The organism is Streptomyces sp. NPDC059037, from assembly GCF_042740015.1.
Lineage (GTDB): Bacteria > Actinomycetota > Actinomycetes > Streptomycetales > Streptomycetaceae > Streptomyces.
Map to the genome: position 1 here is coordinate 19,120 of NZ_JBHYIG010000051.1, position 20,026 is coordinate 39,145.

The window sequence follows — 20,026 nt, forward strand, 5'->3', positions numbered from 1 at the left end:
CGGTCACCCCCGCCCGTTCGCCGCGACCGCCTCGGCCATGGCGACGGCGATCGTACGGGGACGGGTGAAGGGTTCACGGCCGTGTGCGGTGAGCATGTTGTCGATGACCAGGACGTCGTCGCGGGACCAGTCGAACCGCGTGGCCGCCGTCCGGTAGCAGTCGCGTACGTGCGCCATCACGTCGTCGGGGATGTCCGCGCCGTCGCCGAAGTAGCTCTGGTTGGGCAGGTCTTCCTCGCCGAACAGTTCGAGCATGCCCTCGCGGTTCTCCGGCGACAGTGTGGAGATGTGGAAGATCGCCGCGTGGTTGAACCACACCTCCTCCCCCGTCTCCGGGTGCCGATGGACGGCATCGCGCACCGAGGACGTGCGCAGGCCGCCGTCCGGACGCCACTCGACGGCGACGCCGTTGGCCGCGCAGAACCGCTCCACCTGGGCCCGGTCGTCGGTGTCGTAGACCTCCTGCCAGCTCAGCCCGAACTCGGAGCCGAAGTTGCGCACCACCTTCCAGCCGCGCCGCTCGAACTCCTCGCGCACGGCGGGGTCGAGGAGGCTCAGCACGCGGCGCGTGTCGGAGAGCGGGGTCGCTCCCCTGCCGCCCGGTGGCTCGACGCAGTAGAAGTACAGGCTCATCGGCCAGGACACGCGGTAGGAGTTCTCGTTGTGGAAGAAGATCTCTTCGTGCGGCGGGTAGTCGGTGGAGGTGTACACCCGGCCCTTGATGGTGCTGCGCGGCGACGACCGCTCCTCGTAGCGCAGCGGGGCCTCGCCGGACAGTTCGCGTACCGCGGACTCGAACCCGTCGACGCCGCCTGCCGTGAAGCCGCGAAGCAGCACGGCGCCGTCGGAGCGCAGCCGCCGGCGGATCGCGGCACGGTCCCGGCCGATCCTGCCGAGGAGTTCCTCGCCCTCGTGGGCCTCGATGACGTGGGGCAGCTGCACGGCCGTCACGTCCGTCCGGCGGGCGGCTCGAACCGCAGCGCATCGGCGCAGAAGGCACGCCACTGCGGCGTCGCCGCGTCCCACAGCACCCCTTGGTCGGCCTGCACCGGGTGGCGTACGACGGCCAGGTCCTCGCGCAGATACACCACGGTGTCGTCGGGCAGCTCCCGCTGCTCCCCCGCCGCGGCTTCGGCCCAGCCGGCGAAGCCGCGCACGTCTCCGAGGAGACAGCCCAGGTAGTACGGCGTCATCCGGCGGCCTCCCGCTCGATCCGGCGGCGCAGGCTCAGCGGCCGCATATCGGTCCAGACGCTCTCGATGTACGCCAGGCACTCCTCGCGCGGTCCGCCGTGCCCGGTGTCCTCCCAGCCGGCGGGGCGCGGCTGTTCGGCGGGCCAGATCGAGTACTGCTCCTCGTGATTGACGACGACCCGGTATGCGGCCGGGTCGCCGCCGTGCTGCGGTCCAGTGGTCACTCAACCCTCCTCGTACGCGATGCGTCGGCGGGCGACCGGGACGATCCGGTCGGGCGCGCCAGAACTTCGGTCCGTCCCGCCCTGTGCGGCACAATCGGCGAGCAACCCCTCGACCAGCGGGGCGAGTCGGGCCACGGTCGGAGCGCGGAAGAAGGCCCGTACGGTGATGTCCACGCCCCAGGCGTCGTGCGCCGCCGCGATCACCCGCATCACCATCAGCGAGTCACCGCCGTGGCTGAAGAAGTCGTCGTTGACGCCGATGTCCGCGCGTCGCAGCACGCCGCGCCACAGGTCGAGCAGGGTGTGCTCGACGGGTGTGCGGGCGGGTCTTGCGGTGCCGGACGGCGCGACCTCGGCGCCGCCCGCCTTCGGCAGCGCGGCGCGGTCCAGCTTGCCGTTCGGGGTGAGCGGAAGCTCGGGCAGCAGCACCAGGCGGTCGGGCAGCATGTACAGCGGCAGATGCTCGCGCACCACCGCGTGCCAGTCCACGTCCTGCTGCCCGGCGCTCGGTACGAGATAGGCGTGGACGCGCCTCGTGCCCTGCTCCTCCGCGGTGAGGACGACGGCGTCCCGGACGCTGGGTGAGCGGCGGAACGCGGCCTCGATCTCGCCGAGTTCGACGCGGTAGCCGCGCACCTTGAGCTGGTGGTCGCGGCGGCCGAGGAACTCGATGCGCAGGCCGTGCGGCCCGTGCCGGTAGCGGCCGCGGTCGCCGGTCCGGTACATCCGCGCGCCGGGCCGGGTGGCGAAGGGGTGCGGCACGAAGGCGTCCGCGGTGCGGCCGGGGGCGCCGAGATAGCCGCGGGTGAGGCTGGGGCCCGCGATGTACAGGGTGCCGGGCACGCCCGGTGGCACGAGGCGCATCCGGTCGTCGAGGAGATACGCCTCGGTGCCGGGCAGCGGGGTGCCGATGAGCACGGACCGGGTGTCCTGGTCGGCGGCGCCGACGGTGAAGTAGGTGCTGTCGATGGTGCCTTCGGTCAGGCCGTAGCAGTTGACGACATCCGTGTCCGGTCCGCACAGCCGGCGGATCCGCTCCAGTTCGTCGGCGGGGAAGGTGTCGGAGCCGACGATGAGCAGCTTGAGGAAGGCCAGGTCCTGGCCGCTCTCGGCGATGTGCGCGGCCAGCGTGCGCAGCACCGTGGGCACGAAGTCGGCCACGTCGACGCCCTCGTCGCGCATCAGGCGGAGCAGCCGGGCCGGCAGGAGCAGCGTCTCGCGGGGGCAGACCACGAGGGTCGCGCCGGATCCCATGGAGCGGACGAGCTCGCCGAGGTAGCCGTCGAAGCTGAAGTTGGCCATCTGCAGATGGCTGCGGATCCGTCCGCGCAGCGCGAAGGCGTGCTCCCACGCGAGCTGGATGCGCCGCAGTGATCCATGCGTGGCCATGACGCCTTTCGGGCGCCCGGTCGAGCCCGACGTATACATGACATAGCAGAGGCTGTCGGGGCCGATCCCGCGCTCGGGCCTGCTGTCCGGGAAGCGCCCGGGGTCGGCGCCGTCCGGGCCGGCGACCACACCGCGTACGGGATCGCCGGCGAGGTCGGCGACGATCCCCTCCTGGGTGACCACCACACCCACCCCCGCGTCGGCGACGATCATCGCCCGGCGGGCGGCGGGGCTGTCGAGGTCCAGCGACACATGGGCGGCGCCCGCCTTCCACACGGCGAGGACCGCGACGACGCTCTCGGCGGAGCGCTCCATGTAGATGCCGACGCGGGAGCCGGGTGTGACGCCCTCGCCGCGCAGCCGGTGGGCCAGCCGGTTGGCGGCGCGGTCGAGTTCGCCATAGCTGAGCCGGGTGTCGCCGTGCACCAGCGCGGGCGCGTCCGGCGTGCGCTCGGCCCACTGCTCGAACACGTCGAGGACGCAGTCGTCGGCGGGCGCGACCGCGGCGCCCGTCGCGGCGTCGAGCAGCAGCGCGCGCTCCTCGGGGCCGAGGTCACCGGTCAGGCCGACGGGCCGCTCCGGGTCGAGGGTCATGTCGTCGAGGACGGACTGCCACAGGCCGAGCAGCCCCTCGATGGTCTCCGCCCGGTAGAGATCGCTGTCGTACTGGGCGAGTACGTCGGTCTGCCCCTCCTCGGCGAACACGTCGACGGTCAGGTCGAACTTGGCGACGCCGACCTCCACCTCATCGGCGCGGGCGGTCAGACCGCCGGGTCCCCTGCGGGTGGAGGGCGTGCCGATGTACTGGAAGGTGACCCCGAAGAACTGGCTGTCGCTCTCGGTGCGTTCGGCGCCGATGGCGGAGACGATGTCCTGGAAGGCGACCGTCTGGTGTTCGTACGCGCCCAGACAGGTCTCCCGCACCCGGGCCAGCGCCTGCCGCACGGTCGGGTCGCCGGACAGGTCGGTGCGCAGGGCGAGCATGTTGAGGAAGGGGCCGATCAGCAGGTCGGCGTCGACCTCCTCCCGCAGGGCGCTCGGCGTGCCGACCACGACATCGTCCTGGTCGAGGTGGCGCGAGAGCGTGATCACGAAGGCGGTGAGCAGCACCATGAACGGGGTGACGCGCTCGGCTCGTGCCAACTTGCCGACGCGGCGCATCAGTTCGGGGTCGAGCGCGCGGCGCGCGGCAGCGGCCTGCGGGGTGGACCGTTCGGGAGGCGTGCGGTCCGGAGGCAGCCGCCGGACGTCGGTGATCCCGGACAACTGCTCGCGCCAGTACGACAGTTCCGCCTCGTACACGGGGTCGCCCGCGCGCAGGTGCCGACGCCCGGCGACGAGATCGGCGTACTGGACGGGCAGCGGGGTCAGGTCGGGGTCGCGGGACTCGGCCCGGGCGGCGACGAGTTCGAGGAACTCGTCGAGGAAGACGTGCCGGGACCAGCCGTCGCAGATGATGTGATGCCAGTTGAGCAGCAAGGTGTGGTCGTCGTCCGCCGAGCGCAGCAGCACCGTGCGGATCAGCGGGCCGGTCTCAAGGTCGAAGGGGCGCCGGGCGTGCTCATCGGCGAGGCGGCGGGCCTCGGCGGCACGGCGCTCGGGGTGCAGTCCGGTCAGGTCGATCAGCGCGGTGGGCACCGGCAGTTCGGGCTCGACGTGTACGCGTGGGACGCCGCCGTCCGCCGGGAAGCGGGTGCGCAGGACGTCGTGCCTGCGGACGATCCCGGCCACGGCGCGGGCGGCCGCTTCGGGGTCGAGCGGTCCGGTGAGGCGGATCGCCGAGCACGCGTTGTACAGCGCGGTGCCGGGGTGCATCCGGTCCAGGAACCAGAAGCTCTCCTGGGCCGGGGACAGCACGTGCCCACCGGATGGCGCGGGCCCGGACGGAAGCCGGGTGCCGGGGGTGCCGAAGCTCATGCGACCTCTCCTGCCGGGCGGTCCGCGGCGTGCGGCCGGGTGATACCGGTCAGCGTCCCGGTCAGTGCGATGGCCAGGACGACGACACCGATGACGAGACAGACCGTGGTGACACCGACTCCGGCGGCGGCCGCGGTGGTGATGGCCGCGCCGACCGGCCCCAGCGCCGTGTGGATGGTCCAGAACGAGGACGTGACCCGGCCGAGGAGATGGCTGGGGGTCACCTCCTGACGCAGTGACATGGATGAGATGCCGGCGATGCCGGTGCACATCAGGGTGGTCATCATCAGCACGGCGATGACCGGGACGCTCCCGGACAGGCCGATCCCGGCGACGGCGAAACCCGCGAGCGAGAACGCGCTGATCCAGGCCACACCGAACCCCAGCCGTTTGCGCACCCGGGCGACCGCCGCGGAGGCGATGAACGAGCCGACGGTCCCGGCCGTGAGGACCCAGCCGACCGTGGTGTCCGGGTGGCCGAGCTCGTCCTTGACCAGGTAGATGACGAGGTCGGTCAGACCGTAGATGAGGAAGGTGATCAGCGAGAGCAGCAGTGTCAGCGGCCGCAGCACGGGGTGCGCCCACAGGAATTTCGCCCCGGCGAGGAACTCGCCCCGGATGTTGCCGTGTTGGGGGGCGTCGGACCGCCGGGGCCTGCCGTCGAACTTGACGAGCAGAACGCCGAGCGCGGAGACGGCGAAGGTCGCGGAGTCGATGCCGATCGCGGCGGCGGGCCCGGCGGACGAGGCCACGAAGCCCGCGAGCGCGGGTCCGGCGACGCTGGCGACCGCGTACGTCGCGTACAGGTGGCCGTTGGCCTTGGTGATCTGGTCCGGCTTGACGATGGCGGGCACCACGGTCACATAGGTGACCTGGAAGAGCATCGAGAAGCAGCCCGCGATGGGGACGACGGTGTAGATCAGCCAGAGAGGCGACGCGGAGATCCAGACCAGCGGGATCACGAGGTAGAGCAGACAGCGCGCCCCGTCGGCGAGCATGAGGAGCCGTCTGCGGTCGAAGCGGTCGGCGATGACGCCGGCGAACAGGCCGGTCAGGATCGACGCGACACCGGTGAGCCCGGTGACGAGGCCCATCTGGAGGACCGAGCCCGTGGTGTGCAGGACGAGCAGCGGCAACGCGACATACGAGAAGGAGTCACCGAGCGCGGAAAGGGTCTGAACGCCTAAGAAGATTCGGTATGCGGGGTTGCTCCATAAAGAGGGCGAACCGCCCCCCGTACCCGTCGGCCGTGCCTGATCCTGATCCTCGGACAGTTCACCTGACGGCACGGGTTCCCCCCATCCAGATCCGCCGACGGGCAGTACACCACACGCCCCAGAAGGCGTCAAGGACCCCTCGCGCAACGTGTCTTGTTTCAACTTCTTGACGTCAATCTAACATGCATGCTAGAAATTCGATTTCGCTTGGATCGTCTGTGCGCAGCCCCAGTCCCCTCTTCCTTGGAGAGAAATTGCGGGTCGCTTTTGTGCATACTCCCATGTCTACCGTTCCTATTGCGCAGCGCAAAGATTTCTGGCGGAACTTCGACATCCAATACCATGCGGCACATCCCGGGCTCGACCATATGAGAAAGAACATGTGGGAGCTGCCGCACTGGATGCACTGGCTGGGCGGAGTTCTCGTCGCGCACGGCTACAACGACATCGACGTGGTCGACCTGTACACCGATCCGAACACGTTCACGCGGCCGGGACACCTCGCCGTGGACGCCGTCGAGTCGGCGCTGCGCGCGCATCCGGCAGATGTCTATCTGTTCTCCCCGATGACCGTGAACCTCTGCTACGCGTACGAGATCTCGGACGCCGTGAAGCGGGTCCATCCCGCGGCCGCCGTGGTGTACGGCGGTGTCGTGGCCACGCCGCTCGCGCACGAGGTGGCCGGCCACCCGAGCGTCGACTACGTCGTGGTCGAACGCGGCGAGCAGGCCCTTCCCGCGCTACTCGACGCCCTGGCCGACGGACGCGACGTGAGCGACGTCGGCAACCTGGTGCACCAGCGGTCCGACGGCACCACCGCGCGGACGACGCGCCGCTATCCGGATCTGCACCCGTCCGAGATCCCCTTTCCCAAGGTGGACCTTTTCCCCGCGAGTACCGGCGAAGACATCCGCTATTTACGTCAGGTCTACGCTCTGGGCTGCCCCTACAAGTGCACGTTCTGCACCATCCAGACCATCGGCCAGCGCCCCGACTATTTCCCCCTGGACCGCGTGCTCGAAGAGATCCGCGCGTACCGGGCCCGCTACGGCCGCCATCACAACATCTACTGGGGCGACGAAACCTTCACCCTGCATCCGGACCACACCCTCGAACTCCTCGACCTCCTGGAGAAAGAGGGTGACATCAATTACGACTGCCAGACACGACTGAATTGCCTGACCGATGACCGTATTCTGCGCAAACTGAAGAGCAGCGGCTGCCAATGGGTGGAGATAGGCCTGGAGACCGCATCGCAGGAAAGCCATGAGACGCATAAGCATCACATGAAGTTGAGCGCGACCAGGGAAACCCTCAAGAAGGTCAGGGACGCCGGGCTCGCCGCCTGCTCCTTCACCGTGAACGGCTTTCCCGACCAGAGCCCCGACGACATGCGACGCAGCATCGACTGGGTGTGCCGACTGCTCGAAGAGGACCTGCTGCAGGCGACCTATCTCTTCGGCCTCGTGCCGTATCCGGGAAGTGCCATGTTCGAGACTCCCGAGCGTTTCGGGATGAAGCTGCTCCACCGCGACTTCAGCCTCTACCACGAGGACCTGCCCCCCGTCTTCGCCACCGACAAGGCCACCCCGGACCAGGTGTACGAGGTGTTCCTGGAGGGCCAGGAGCTGTTCGCGCAGGCCATGGACAAGACCCCGTACTTCGGTTCCGCGCCGGCCCCCGGCACCGCCGACGAGTACGGCACCTTCTGGGCCGATGCCCACGTATAGCCTTCCGCGGCTCGGACAGACGGGAGCACCATGACTTCTTCTCGATGGCACGTACTGCGGGACGGCGAAACCGGCCTGATCCTCACGGTGGCCTTCGACGCCGGACGCGGCGACGCCCGGTTCGCCGACCTTGCGTCCTTCCTCGACGGTCGGCGCGTACTGGAAGGCCTGCCGAGGCGGAGCACGGTCGCCGAGCTGGTGGAGCGCGGGGCCGACGACTATGTGACGCCCTGGCTTGAGGAGATCAAGGAGCACGGGCAGCCGGTGCGGGCCGTGCTCGGACACTGCGCGGGGAGCGGGCTGGCCCGCGAACTGGCGGACCGGTTACGGATGTTGGGGCTCGGCACGCCGTCCCTCATCGTTTTCGATCCGATCGTGGCCGAAAGCCGCACCCTGGGCGAGGAGTACCGCACCGCCGTGCGCACCCTCGCCGCCCAGCTCTCCCCGGAGGACCTCGACACCGCCCTCGCCGCGGCCCGACCCTGCGATGCCGAGCCCTCGTTGACCGGCGCGGCCGTGCTGCCGCTCGCCGGGGCACTGGAAGCGGCCTACCGGACGGCGGTGGCCGCCGCCTGCAGCCGGCTCTCCGTCGCCCCCGCGGTGCGACAGCAGCTCTCCGACCGCTTCTCCCACTACCTCGCCTACCTCGCCGCGGCGGCCTGGACGCACGCCGGGGACCCCCCGCCGGACACGCCTCCCGCGACGACCGTCCTGTCCGCCACCGGTGGCGTCGGCACCAGCGGCGCCGACCCGCGCGGCACGGTCACCCGCTTCGGCGCGGACCGGACCCGCCTCCTCGCGGACCCCGAGGTCGCTGCGTACGTCTCCCGTGTGACGGGCGGGTGACGCTCATGGACCCCACGCCGCTCGCCGTTCCGGAGGCCCTGGCGCAGAGCGTGCGCCAGGCGCGCGCCGACCGAATAGACCGTGAGCTGTACGAGGAGGAGAAGCGCTGGCGCTGGCACCCCGGTGACGGCGAGGACCCCCGCACCGTCTCGCAGGAGGCACTGCGCCGCGAGACCGCCCTTGAACACGAGCTCGACGCCCGCCTCGGCCCGGCCGCGGCCGGGTCCGAAGACCCGCGCCGTCACGAAGAGCGGCGGCGCGCCAAGCACTTCCCCGTCCTCTTCGTCAGCGCCCCGCACATCGAGGAGGGCGCGACCGGTGCGTTCCCCGGCATGCCCACTCCGCTGCTCTACGCGACCTGCGTCCTCGACCGGATGCTGCGCATCGACGAGTTCCCCGGCGCGCGGGTCCCCGAAGTCGTGGCCGTACTCAACCCGCCCGCCTACTCCGCCGCCTTCGAGCAGGAACTCGTCACCTGCCTGCGCGAGCACCGCCCCGTCGTGGTCGGCATCAGCAACCTCTCCGAGGGCCACCACTTCGCCCTGCGCATCGCGGCAACGGTCAAGAAGGAGTGCCCGCAGGCGATCGTCCTGCTCGGCGGCCAGCACGAGGACGCCGTGAACCCGGACGCCTACCGGGCGGCCTCGCGGCGTGTGGGCGACATGAGCGGCCGCCGGCAGGCCAGCCACGACGACTTCCGGATCGGCGCGGAGGAACTCGGCAGGCTCACCGCACTGCAGACCTTCGCCCGCCCCGATGAACGCGAGCTCATGGACATCGTGTTCGCGGGGGACTCCGCGTTCGCGCTGCCCGAGGTGCTCAAGGTGGTGGCGGACTGCCTGCCCGCCGACGCCGAGACCGTCAAGAAACGCATGCTCACCGAGCAGGACCGGTTCGCCGAACTGCCGGGCGTGGGCAGCCTGTTCATCTACGACTGGAACGCGCAGCGCATCGAGTCGATGCCGCTCAGCGGCGTTCCGATCGACGGCGACCGGCTCCCGTACATCGACGTGACCCGGATGACGCACGAGAACCGCTTCCCCGTCTTCGGGCATCGCAGGACCGCGCAGATCATGGCCTGTCTCGGCTGCAAGTACGCGTGCTCCTTCTGCCACGAGTCCGCCGACGCGTTCCTCTACGAGCAGCCCAAGATCCGCCAGCGGTCTCCGCAGCACGTCATCGGAGAGATCAGGCTCCGCATCGACCAGGGCTTCGATGCGGTGTTCTTCGACGACAGCACCTTCACCCAGAACCCCCGCTGGCTGACCGAGTTCCTGACCCTCCTCGAGGACCTCGCCGCCGAGCACGGCACCTTCGAATGGGGCTGCCAGACCACCGTCAACGACGTGGACCGCGACCTCCTGCGGCGCATGGCCGGGGCGGGCTGCAGCTATGTGTACTTCGGCGTCGAATCGGCCGAACCCGACGCCGTACGCGTCCAGAAGGTCCGCCAGCTGCTCCTGGTCTCCGAGGCCGACTGGACCGAGCGCTTCCGGGACGTGGCCCACTGGTGCCGCGAGGCCGGGATCCGGGTCGGTACGTCCTTGCAGTTCGGCCTGGGGGAAACGCCGGAGCAGCGGCTGCTCACGCTCGACCTCATCGCCGAACTGCACCGGGACGGCTGTATCCCGGACGGTTGCGTCGCCCTCAACGTCAACAGTCCCTACCCCGGCACCCGTCAATGGCTCCAGATGCTCCAGTCGGGCGTCGCGCTGCCCGACTACCGCGAGAAGCTGGTGCGCCACCCGGCGTTCGAGACCGCCCATCAGTTCTCCGCGATCACCGGTCAGGACGTCGAAGCCCTGTATCTGCTCGCCGCCGACCGCCTCGGGCGGGCGCTGCACCAGGAGGAGCCTGCGTGACGCATCCACCGCGCGGGCCGCTGCCGGGCCCGGCCGGCCTCCGGCAGGCCGTGCCCGCCCAGGTCAGCTTCACCTCCGACTCGCTCGTCAGCCATGCACCGCTCGCGCATCCGGGGGAACCGCCCCTGGTCGTCCGGCCGACGGCCGCCGGAGTCGACGTCGCGGCCTGGGCCGCACACGCGCGGCCATGGCTCGACGAGACGCTCGCCGAGCACGGCGCCGTGCTGCTCCGGGGGTTCTCGGTCACCACCACTCACGATCTGGAACCCCTCGCCGCCGCGCTCGTCGACGAGCTGTACCGCGACAACGGCGAGCATCCCCGGGCCTCGCTGAGCGGCAGCATCTCCTCTCCGGTGTTCTTCCCGCCGGAGGAGAAGCTGCTGTGGCACACCGAGAACTCCTTCAACGACACCGGCCCCGCCCGCATCATGTTCTGCTGTGCGCGGCCCGGCGCCGCCGGCCGCGGGCACCCCATCCTCGAAACCCCGCCGCTGATGCGGCGGCGCGACCCCCCTCTGCGCGCCGTGGTACAGGGCAATGGCGGGATGTACGTACGCCATTACGGGACAGGGCTCGGCCTCGACTGGCGTGAGGTCCTGCGCACCGACGACCGGAGCGAGGCCGAGGCGCGCTGCGCCCAGCAGGGTCTGCGCTCCGCCTGGGACGGCGACCGCCTGCGCACCGAGGCGGTACGTCCTGCCGCCGTCCGGCACCCGGGAACCGGCGTGTGGTCATGGATCAATCAGGCCCAGCACTGGCACCCGGCCTGCCTGGCCCCCGCGACAAGAGCGGCACTTGAGGCCACCCACACATCGGACACGCTGCCGCGCCAGTGCCATTTCGGCGACGGATCCCCGATCCCCGACGAGGCGATGGCCGAGATCTGCCGGGTGTACGCCGAACTCGAAGTCTGCTTCCCCTGGGAGAGGGGCGACGTCCTGGTCCTCGACAACATCCTGGTCGCCCATGCCCGCAACCCCTTCAGTGGACCACGCGAACTCCTGGTGGCCATGGGCGACATGGTGCGGTTCGCATGACGGGGGTCGAGGGATTCCGGCTGTCGTTCCAGCAGCAGCGCATCTGGCAGGCGTACGAGTCCGCCTCCCCCGGATGGGCACAGGCGCTGCTCCACATCGACGGCGCCGTCGACCCGGACCGCCTTGCCGACGCACTGCGCGCGGTCACCGACCGCCATGGCGCGCTGCGGGCGCGGTACCGGCGGGTGCCGGGGGCGAGAACCGCGCTCGCGGACATCGGCGGGGAGGGCGGCGGCAACGTCGAATGGGCGGTCACCGATGCGTACATCCCCGGGGACCTGGACAGCGCGGTGCGGTCGGAGCGCCTGCGCCCGGCGGGCATCGACGGTGCCACCCCGCTGCGCGCACGGCTGCTCAGGCTCTCCGACCAGCGCCACGCCCTGCTGATCACGACCTCGGCTCTCTCCGCCGACAGCCTGACCCTGCGCCGCCTCGTGGCCGAGCTCGCCCTCGCCTACGACGGGCGGCCGCCGGACGCTGCGCCGCTGCAGTACATCCAGTACGCCCAATGGCAGTTCGAGCAGGATGCCGCCGGGCCGGTGGCCGGGGGCGACGCCCGGCCTGCGCACGATGCTCCCGTGGACCTGCCCCTCCGGCAGGCCGGGGCGCCCACCGGGCCCGCCGTCACCCGCCTGGACCGCGCCGTGCCGCTCCCGCTGGCGCGGGCCGTGCGGGGATGCGCGGAGCAGCATGGCGTCACGACCGAAGTCGTACTGCTCACCTGCCTGATGACTCTCCTGCGCAGGATCACCGACCGCTCCGCCGTCACCGTCGCGACCGCCCTCCCAGGACGTCCGTACGACGAACTGAGCGACTGCGCCGGTCACTTCACTCACTGGTCGCCGATCCGCACCGGGCCGGACTCGGCCGCCACCTTCTCCGGCCTCTTGGCCCAGATCCAGGTGGAGCAGTCGAACGCCGAGCGTGCCGCCGAGCGCATACCGGCGTCGTACGCCACCGACCCGACCGACCGGGCGGCTGCCGCGTACGAGGCGAAGGAGGAGGTTGAGGAGGTGGCACCTGCCGAGCGTGCCGGCGGCGTCACCTTCGCCTTGGCCTGGGACGACATCGAGGCCGAGCCGGCCGCGGTGAAGCTGGAGAGCGTCACGGGCGACGACTCGCTGCGCCTGGTGTGGCGCTACCGCGACGGCGAGTTCCCCGCCGACTATGTGCGGAGCCTCGCCGGTCAGTATCTGACCCTGCTGGAAGCGGCCGTCGCCGACCCGTCGGCCCCGCTCGACACCATCAGCCTGCTCGACGAGCACAGCCGCCACCTCGTACGGGCCGCTGCCGACCACGGCCGTGACACCCGGCGAGCGCCCCAGTGCCTGCACCGGATCATCGAGCGCCAGGCCCGGCAGACGCCGGACAGCGTCGCGGTGGTGGACCCTGCGGCCCGGCTGACCTACCGGCAGCTGGACGAGCAGGCCGACCAAGTGGCCCTGGCGCTGCGGCAGTACGGCGTCGGCCCTGATCAACCGGTGGCGCTGGCCATCGGGCACACCCGTCACCTTCTGGTGGCGATGCTGGGCGTACTCAAGGCAGGTGGCGCCTATCTGCCGCTCGATCCGGACCTCCCCCCGGCCCGGGCCACGGACATGCTGGAGCGCGCGGGGTGCTCCCTGGTCCTCACCGGCCCTGACACGGCGCAGGGCCGGTTCGGCACGATCCCCTGCCTGAACGTCGACCAGCTGCCGCAGGCCGAAGGCCGGGTCCTCCCACGGGCCGAGGTGACGCCGGAGAACCTCGCCTACATCTTGTTCACCAGCGGCTCCACCGGTCTCCCCAAGGGCGTGATGCTGCCCCACCGTGCCCTCTCCAACTACGTGCTCTGGGCGGCCCGGACGTACGGGCACGAGGAGGGGACGGGGGCCATGGTGCACTCCTCCGTGGCCTTCGACCTGACCGTGACCAGCCTGTTCGTGCCCCTGGTCAGCGGGCGTACGGTGCATCTGGATCCGGCCTGGCGCAACGTCTTCGGCCTCACCGGTGAACTGGGCCGTCGGACCGGCCTCGACCTGCTCAAACTGACGCCCTCGCACCTGAACGTGATCAACCACGAGCTCGCTCCCGATGCCACCTCCAAGGTCACGCACTCACTCGTCCTGGGCGGCGAGAACCTCTCCTGGGAGCACATCGCACCGTGGCGCGAACACGCGGCGCCCCCACGGATCTTCAACGAGTACGGGCCCACGGAGACCGCGGTGGGATGCGCGGTCCACGAGATCACGGCGGATGATCCCGCGGTCGGCGACGTACCCATCGGCCGCGCTCTGGACGGCGTCGACATCTACGTACTTGACGACCGCCTGGCACCGGTGCCGGTCGGCGCGCTCGGCGAGATCTGTGTGGGCGGCATCGGCCTGGCGCGCGGCTACGCCGCCGATCCCGCCGGGTCGGCGGAACGCTTCGTACCGCATCCCTTCTCCGACGTACCCGGTCAACGGCTCTACCGGACCGGCGACATCGGCTACTACGCCCCCGACGGGACGCTGCACTGCATCGGCCGCAGGGACGAGCAGATCAAGGTGCGTGGCGTCCGCGTGGAGCCGGCCGAGGTGGAGCGGGCGCTGCTCGGACACCCGTCCGTCCGCGAGGCGGCCGTGGTGCTCTCGCCGGACAGTGCGGACGGTGCGGGCGGTGCGGACGGCGGCAGGCTCACCGCGTTCCTCTCGGCCGCGGCCACCGGAGCGGTCGCGCCGTCGGAACTGCGCGGCCATCTCACCGAGCGCCTGCCGGCCGCCATGGTCCCCGCCTCGTACGTCTGGCTCGACCGGCTGCCCCTCACGGTGAACGGCAAGATCGACCGCGACGCCCTGCTCGCCGCCGACACCCCGCGCGACCCGCACGGGCAGACGTCCGCCCCTCCTCAGGACGCGGATGCTCTGGAAGCGAAGGTCGCGGGCGTCTTCGCCGACCTCCTCGCGATCCCCTCCGTCGGTGTGGACGACGTCTTCTTCGACCTCGGCGGCCACTCGATCCTGGCGGTGCGGCTGATCGCGAGGATCAACGCCGCGTTCTCCGCCGAACTGCCGGTGTCGGTGCTGTTCGAGGAGACAGAGGCGGTCGACGGACCACCGCTCGACCCCGCGACTCCGAGGGCGCTGGCCGCGTTGCTCCGCGATGCGGATGCGGCCGATGGAGCCGAGCGTTCGCGTTCCCTCATCACGCTGCAGAGCCGGGGCGAGGGGACGCCGCTGTTCTGCGTCCCCGGTGGCGGGGACGCCATCGGCTTCCGGAATCTCGCCGACGGGTCCGTGCTGCTGCGTCCGCTGTACGCCGTGCACGACGGCACTCCGCAGGGAGCCGAGGTCGATGTCGAGGCTCTGGCCGAGCGCCACCTCGCGGTGGTCCGAGCAGCCAGGCCGCACGGCCCCTACCTTCTGATGGGCTGGTCGATCGGCGGCCTCGTCGCCTTCGAGATGGCCCAGCGACTCACCCGGCTCGGGGAGCGGGTCGCCATGCTGGTCCTCGTCGACAGCTACCTGGCCGACCAGCTCCCGGCCGAATCCGGCGCCGCGCCCAGCGACCCGCACACCCTCGCGGCGCTGCGCTACCGGCCGGCACCGTACGCCGGTCCAACGGCCCTGCTGCAGGCGCAGGAGAGCGACCCCGGAATGCGGGCGGCGGCAGGTGCGGCCTGGGCGGAGCTGTGCTCCGCGCTCTCCCCGCCGCGCGTGATCGCCGGTGACCACTACTCCATGCTGGACGAGCCGTTCGTGGCCGCACTGGCAGCGGAACTGGAGAAGACACTTCAGGAGGCGGACGTTCCCGATGCCTGACGGCCACGCTTCGAACCCTGACGAAGCCCGCGCCACGGTCCCCGGCGGCGGGGGTGTGCTGCGGTACTTCGACGACACACGGCGTACGTCACCCGACCTGCCCGCGGTGGAATACCGGGGACGCCAACTGTCGTACGAGCAACTCGGGCGCACCGCCGACACGTTCGCCGCCCACCTGCGGACCCTCTCCGTCGCCGGCACGGTCGTCGGCATCCGCACCGACCGGTCGTTCCGGCTCCCGATCGCCATCCTGGCCGCGCTGCGGGCCGGCGCCGCGTACATGCCGCTGGATCACGCCTACCCTCAGCCGCGGCTCGACTTCATGATGCGGGACAGCGGGATGCGCGTACTGCTCACGCACCGCACGCCTGCCGGCCTGCCACCCGCACCGCCCGGGACGCGGGTCGTGCTGCTCGACGAGGACATACCCGGCGGTGCCGACGGGCAGCGGCCCCGCACCTCCACCGCCGACGACCTCGCGTACGTCATCTACACATCGGGGTCGACGGGCACGCCCAAGGGCGTCGCCATGCCGCACGGCCCGCTGCGCAACCTGATCTCCTGGCAGCGCGAGACCTTCACGTCCGGGGTCGGGTCCCGGACCCTCCAGTTCGCGGCGGCGAGCTTCGACGTCCACTTCGAGGAGATGTTCAGCACCTGGGGCACCGGCGGCTGCCTCGTGCTGATCGACGAGGAGATACGCCGGGACTCCCACCGGCTCCTGCGCTTCCTTGACGAGCAACGGGTGCACCGCGTGTTCATGCCGTTCGTGGCGTTGCAGGCCCTCGCCCACACGGCGCAGGACGTGGGCCGCCATCCGCGCTCGCTCCAAGAGGTCGTCTGCGGGGGCGAGCAGCTCTACATCACTCCCGCGGTGCGGCGATTCTTCGCTGCCCTGCCTGGCGTCGCGCTGCACAACCAGTACGGGCCGTCGGAGACGCACAACGTGACGGCCCTGCGGCTGTCCGGCGATCCCGCGTCCTGGCCGGAGCGCGCCCCCATCGGCCGGTCCATCGACGCCGCGCGCGTACGGGTGCTGGACGCAGACGGCAACCCGGTCCCGGCCGGAGTCACCGGGGAGATCGTCATCGGCGGGCCGGTGCTCGCCCGTGGCTACCTCAACCGGCCCGGACTGACCGCGGAGCGCTTCACCCCCGATCCGCTGGGACCGCCGGGGTCGCGGGTGTACCGGACCGGGGACGCGGGCCGGGTCGACGATCAGGGGCGGATCCATTTCCTCGGCCGCGACGACGGGCAGGTGAAGATCCGCGGGTACCGCGTGGAGCTCGGCGAGATCGAGTCGGCGGTCAGAGCCCTGCCGGAGGCTGCCGACGCCGCGGTCGTGGTGAACGAGAGCCGCGCGGCGGGCAAGCGCCTCGTCGCCTATGTGGTGGGGCAGTCGCCGCTGCCGGACGGCCTCCGGGACCGGCTCGCCGAGACGCTGCCCGAGTACATGCTGCCGGTGGCGTTCGTCCCGGTGGACCGCCTGCCGCTCACGCCCAGCGGCAAGCTCGACCGCCAGGCCCTGGCCGCCCGCGAGTTGACGGTCACGGGCAGCGGCGTCGGCCCCCCGCCCGAGGACGGAGTACAGCAGGAGCTCACCCTCCTGTGGGAGCAGGCCCTGGACGCGAAGGACATCGCGTTCAACGACAACTTCTTCCAGCTGGGCGGCACTTCACTGCTGGCCGCGGTGCTGATAACCCGGATCAACGAGCGCTTCGGCGCGTACGCGGACCTGGAGACGTTCATCTCCCGGCCGACGATCTCCGCGATGGCCGAGTGGATCGAGGAACGGTGCGACGTGTCCCGACAACCGGTGAGGCTGGATTCGTGATCGAAACTGACGACGGGCATCTGGCGGAGCTGACCGCGGAGTACGAGGAGAACGGCTGGTGCCACGCTCCGTTCCGGTTCACCGGCCCTGCGGTGAGCGTGCTCCGCGACAGCCTGGACACCATCTGCCGCCGAGGCGGTCCTGAGGTGGTCCACGAGCCGGACAGCACGGCGGTCCGCGCGGTGCACGGCTGCCACGAGTTCGACGAGGCGTACGCGGCGCTGGTGCGCCACCCCTATCTCCTGGCCCTTGCCGAAGCGCTGACCGGGACGCCGGTGTACGTCTACCAGTTCAAGGTGAACCTGAAGCAGGCCCGGGAGGGCCAGGCCTGGCCCTGGCACCAGGACTTCGCCTTCTGGAACGCGGAGGACGGCCTGCCGACACCCGCGGCGGTCACGCTCGCCGTACCGCTGGACGATGTGCACGAGGGCAACGGTCCGCTGATGCTCATCCCCGGCTCTCACCGCGTCGGATATCTCGGCCCCGGCAAGATCACGCGGGGCGACAGCGGGGACTGGCGCAAGAACTTCGCGGCGGATCCCGAGCACGTCATGGACGACGCCCGCGCCCAGGAGCTGATCGGGACCTTCGGCAGCACGCGGGCGACCGGACGGGCGGGCACGATCCAGGCCTTCCACCCGAACATCGTGCACTCCTCGTCGGACAACACATCCCCGGACCGGCGGGCGCTCCTGATGGTGTCGTACAACTCCGTCGACAACGCCCCGCCCCATCCGACCCGCCCCGAATTCCTGGTGGGCCGGAACACGGACCAGCTGAAGCCGCGGTGGGACGACCGCTTCCCGCTCGAACGCGTCTGAGGGCGGGCCGCGGCAGGCGACAACCCCGATCAGGCGCCGTCCAGTTGGCTCCAGGGCATCAGGCAGGATGTGGGGCATGCCAGAGCATTCGATACGCCCCGCAGCCCGTCTGAACGAAGACCTGATCCCTGCTGCCCTCTCCGGGCTCATCGGCGGCTCCGGGTACTGGCGGTCCGGCACCCTCGCCGGGTTCGCCCGCACCGGCGACTACCTGACCGGACGGACCGATCAACTCCCCGACCAGTACCGGGGTTGGTACTGGTCCCGGTTCATCGGCCGTATCGGCGCCGTCGCCCTGCGGGCCGGTTCCTTTCCCGTCCACGCCGACCTGCGCGAGGTCCTCCTGGCGATGCTGGACGTGTGGGCCGGGACGCCCTTCGCCGATCCCGCGGCCCTCACCCGGATGCGTACCGGCACCATCGAGCTCACCGACGACGGCGCGTACGCGGCCCGCGACGGGCGCGGCGCCGTCCTCGCCGTACACGGAACCGGCGCGAAGGCGACCGGGCGGCACTTCGTGGAACTGCGTACGGGTGAGGCCGATCCGCCCGCTCCCGGAGACATCACCGAGGCGGAGCCCGTCCCGACGGGCGGCTGGGGAACCCCGGCCCAACTGCACGGGCTCACCGCTCTCGTACGCGCGAACGGCCCGGCCCCCTGGGACCGGGACGCGGCCGCCGCACTGGCCGACGCCACGGGACTCAGCCGCGCCGCCGCTTCCCTGCTGCTCGCCGGAATTCCGGACGGCTCCTACGTCAAGTGGCGGCTGGACGCCGATGCCCGCAAGACCCTGCGGCTCAAGCAGTCCGAAGCCGATGCGGGCCTGCGCGAGCTGAACGACCTGCAGGTGCCCGCACGCCTGGATCTGCTCGCCGGGGTGCTGCCCGACGACCCGGAGCAGTTGTGGCGGCCCGGCGGACAGGCCGCGCTCGCCGAGCGGATCGCCGAGGCCTGGCGCACGCAGCAGGGCACACGCCCTGCCGTCTCGGAGGCGACGCTCGCGGTGGCGACCGAGCACGAGTCGGTGCGCATGGCCCCGGCCGCGGTCTGCACGGTGTTCGCCGACCCCACGAGCAACGCGGTGCTGACCCGGGACGCCGACACCCGGCTGCGGGCGAGCAGCGTCATCGGCCACGGCTGGGAGGGCGAGGACGGGTTCCGCTTCAAGGAACTGCTCGCCTCGACGTGCCAGGCGATGCCGTGGATCTACGCCGAACTGCCGGGCGGGGACCCGGTCCGCGAAGGCCTGCCCGAAGTGGCCGCGCTGCTGCGCGAACGCCTCGCCCACCCGGAGCTGCTCCTGGACACCCGGGGTCACTCACGGCGCGGCTGGACCGTGGCGGACCTGGCAGCAAGCTTCCCAGGCGCCCACGATTACCGGGAGGCCCGCACCCCCCTCGACCACCCCACGCTCGACGACGGGCTGACCGTGATCGCCGAGGGCGGCATCGACCGGCGGGGCGCCCGCCAGTCGCCGGGCATCTACTTCCGGCCGGCCTAGTACGGCAAGGACGAGCGTTCACAGCGCCTGGATTCCGCCGTCGACTGCGAGGGCTCCTATCTCTCCCTCGTACGTTGGCTGCGTGGCCCCGAGTGCCGTCGCCTGGAGGAAAGGATCAGCTCCGGGGCGCTGCCGCCCGGCAGCTACGAGACGGACCCGCGCGCCTCGGCCCCCGACACCGTGGCCAAGGCCGCCGCCGATCTCGGCCTCGACGCCGATGCCGCGACCCTGTACCTCCAGCTGCTCGCGCTGCCCGCACCCACCGACCGCAACATCCGCCGCTGGAACAACTGGACGCCCGCACGGCACAAGGCAGCCGCCGCCCGGCTTCTCGACGTGTCGCTGGTGGTCGCCGACCGTCGGCCCCGGGCGGGCCGCACCACGTTCCTGCCCGGCGACTGGGCCGCGGCGAAGAAGCCGCATCACCCCATGGAAACCTGGAAGGCAGACCTGCTCGGCGCCGAGCTGTCTCACGACCGCGAGAAGGTGCTCACCAGTCCCACCACCGGTCCACTGCCCGAACTGTTCAACCGGGCCTGGCTGTCCCGGCCTCGCTGAGGGGGGCGCTGCGCCTGGCGGCGGCCGACATCACGGCCGCCGCCCCCGCGCGCGTCCCCCACACCGCGCCCCCCAAACCACCAACGCTCGCGGGGTGAGTGGGGCAGCGACCGGG

Annotated in this window: 14 protein-coding genes; 9 read left to right on the forward strand and 5 right to left on the reverse strand. The window is 71.2% G+C overall.

From position 1 onward, the window contains the following. Nucleotides 1-3: 3 nt before the first annotated feature. The 5 genes from ACFWY6_RS13760 to ACFWY6_RS13780 are packed head-to-tail and all read right to left on the reverse strand — an operon-like array spanning nucleotide 4 to nucleotide 6,012. Nucleotides 4-942: a TauD/TfdA family dioxygenase gene (locus tag ACFWY6_RS13760; protein WP_360764145.1), complete on the reverse strand. Its 939-nt coding sequence runs from the start codon at nucleotides 940-942 to the stop codon at nucleotides 4-6. A gap of 5 nt (nucleotides 943-947) precedes the next feature. Further along, nucleotides 948-1,193 (reverse strand): hypothetical protein, encoded by a 246-nt coding sequence (locus ACFWY6_RS13765; RefSeq protein ID WP_384688971.1) that lies wholly within the window; start codon nucleotides 1,191-1,193, stop codon nucleotides 948-950. Further along, a complete protein-coding gene (locus ACFWY6_RS13770) occupies nucleotides 1,190-1,417 on the reverse strand; it encodes an MbtH family protein (protein ID WP_384688974.1) in 228 nt (75 codons plus the stop codon). Before ACFWY6_RS13770 ends, ACFWY6_RS13765 begins: the two co-directional genes overlap by 4 nt. Then, entirely contained in the window at nucleotides 1,418-4,723 is a 3,306-nt protein-coding gene (locus ACFWY6_RS13775) for an amino acid adenylation domain-containing protein (protein ID WP_384688977.1), read from the reverse strand. Beyond that, nucleotides 4,720-6,012 carry an MFS transporter gene (locus ACFWY6_RS13780; RefSeq protein ID WP_384688980.1) on the reverse strand — a complete coding sequence of 431 codons (1,293 nt, stop codon included), beginning with the start codon at nucleotides 6,010-6,012 and terminating at the stop codon, nucleotides 4,720-4,722. The genes ACFWY6_RS13775 and ACFWY6_RS13780 overlap by 4 nt, the downstream gene beginning before the upstream one ends. A gap of 296 nt (nucleotides 6,013-6,308) precedes the next feature. Here ACFWY6_RS13780 and ACFWY6_RS13785 point away from each other — a divergent pair, with 296 nt between their 5' ends. The 9 genes from ACFWY6_RS13785 to ACFWY6_RS13825 all read left to right on the forward strand — a co-directional run bounded on the left by ACFWY6_RS13785 (nucleotide 6,309) and on the right by ACFWY6_RS13825 (nucleotide 19,911). Then, the gene (locus ACFWY6_RS13785) at nucleotides 6,309-7,670 is read left to right on the forward strand and encodes a B12-binding domain-containing radical SAM protein (protein ID WP_384688983.1); all 1,362 of its coding nucleotides are present in this window, start codon (nucleotides 6,309-6,311) and stop codon (nucleotides 7,668-7,670) included. 30 nt (nucleotides 7,671-7,700) lie between these two features. Further along, the gene (locus tag ACFWY6_RS13790) at nucleotides 7,701-8,516 is read left to right on the forward strand and encodes a hypothetical protein (protein ID WP_384688986.1); all 816 of its coding nucleotides are present in this window, start codon (nucleotides 7,701-7,703) and stop codon (nucleotides 8,514-8,516) included. Nucleotides 8,517-8,521: 5 nt separating this feature from the next. Next, nucleotides 8,522-10,378, forward strand: a complete 1,857-nt coding sequence (locus ACFWY6_RS13795) for a B12-binding domain-containing radical SAM protein (protein WP_384688989.1) — start codon at nucleotides 8,522-8,524, stop codon at nucleotides 10,376-10,378. After that, nucleotides 10,375-11,415, forward strand: a complete 1,041-nt coding sequence (locus ACFWY6_RS13800) for a TauD/TfdA family dioxygenase (RefSeq protein WP_384688991.1) — start codon at nucleotides 10,375-10,377, stop codon at nucleotides 11,413-11,415. Before ACFWY6_RS13795 ends, ACFWY6_RS13800 begins: the two co-directional genes overlap by 4 nt. After that, a complete protein-coding gene (locus ACFWY6_RS13805) occupies nucleotides 11,412-15,197 on the forward strand; it encodes an amino acid adenylation domain-containing protein (protein ID WP_384688994.1) in 3,786 nt (1,261 codons plus the stop codon). Before ACFWY6_RS13800 ends, ACFWY6_RS13805 begins: the two co-directional genes overlap by 4 nt. Further along, the gene (locus ACFWY6_RS13810) at nucleotides 15,190-17,031 is read left to right on the forward strand and encodes a non-ribosomal peptide synthetase (RefSeq protein ID WP_384688997.1); all 1,842 of its coding nucleotides are present in this window, start codon (nucleotides 15,190-15,192) and stop codon (nucleotides 17,029-17,031) included. Before ACFWY6_RS13805 ends, ACFWY6_RS13810 begins: the two co-directional genes overlap by 8 nt. Then, nucleotides 17,028-17,852 (forward strand): phytanoyl-CoA dioxygenase family protein, encoded by an 825-nt coding sequence (locus ACFWY6_RS13815; protein WP_384689000.1) that lies wholly within the window; start codon nucleotides 17,028-17,030, stop codon nucleotides 17,850-17,852. The genes ACFWY6_RS13810 and ACFWY6_RS13815 overlap by 4 nt, the downstream gene beginning before the upstream one ends. 76 nt (nucleotides 17,853-17,928) lie before the next feature. After that, nucleotides 17,929-19,353, forward strand: coding sequence for a hypothetical protein (locus tag ACFWY6_RS13820; RefSeq protein WP_384689003.1), 1,425 nt, complete (start codon nucleotides 17,929-17,931; stop codon nucleotides 19,351-19,353). 180 nt (nucleotides 19,354-19,533) lie between these two features. Next, nucleotides 19,534-19,911: a hypothetical protein gene (locus tag ACFWY6_RS13825; protein ID WP_384689004.1), complete on the forward strand. Its 378-nt coding sequence runs from the start codon at nucleotides 19,534-19,536 to the stop codon at nucleotides 19,909-19,911. Nucleotides 19,912-20,026 lie beyond the last annotated feature (115 nt).

What these genes read in the sequence shown, in the direction of transcription:
- ACFWY6_RS13765 (WP_384688971.1), bottom strand. Translation starts at nt 1,193, where the DNA reads ATGACGCCGTACTACCTGGGCTGTCTCCTCGGAGACGTGCGCGGCTTC.
- ACFWY6_RS13795 (WP_384688989.1), top strand. Translation starts at nt 8,522, where the DNA reads ATGGACCCCACGCCGCTCGCCGTTCCGGAGGCCCTGGCGCAGAGCGTG.
- ACFWY6_RS13775 (WP_384688977.1), bottom strand. Translation starts at nt 4,723, where the DNA reads ATGAGCTTCGGCACCCCCGGCACCCGGCTTCCGTCCGGGCCCGCGCCA.
- ACFWY6_RS13790 (WP_384688986.1), top strand. Translation starts at nt 7,701, where the DNA reads ATGACTTCTTCTCGATGGCACGTACTGCGGGACGGCGAAACCGGCCTG.
- ACFWY6_RS13805 (WP_384688994.1), top strand. Translation starts at nt 11,412, where the DNA reads ATGACGGGGGTCGAGGGATTCCGGCTGTCGTTCCAGCAGCAGCGCATC.
- ACFWY6_RS13810 (WP_384688997.1), top strand. Translation starts at nt 15,190, where the DNA reads ATGCCTGACGGCCACGCTTCGAACCCTGACGAAGCCCGCGCCACGGTC.
- ACFWY6_RS13820 (WP_384689003.1), top strand. Translation starts at nt 17,929, where the DNA reads ATGCCAGAGCATTCGATACGCCCCGCAGCCCGTCTGAACGAAGACCTG.
- ACFWY6_RS13785 (WP_384688983.1), top strand. Translation starts at nt 6,309, where the DNA reads ATGAGAAAGAACATGTGGGAGCTGCCGCACTGGATGCACTGGCTGGGC.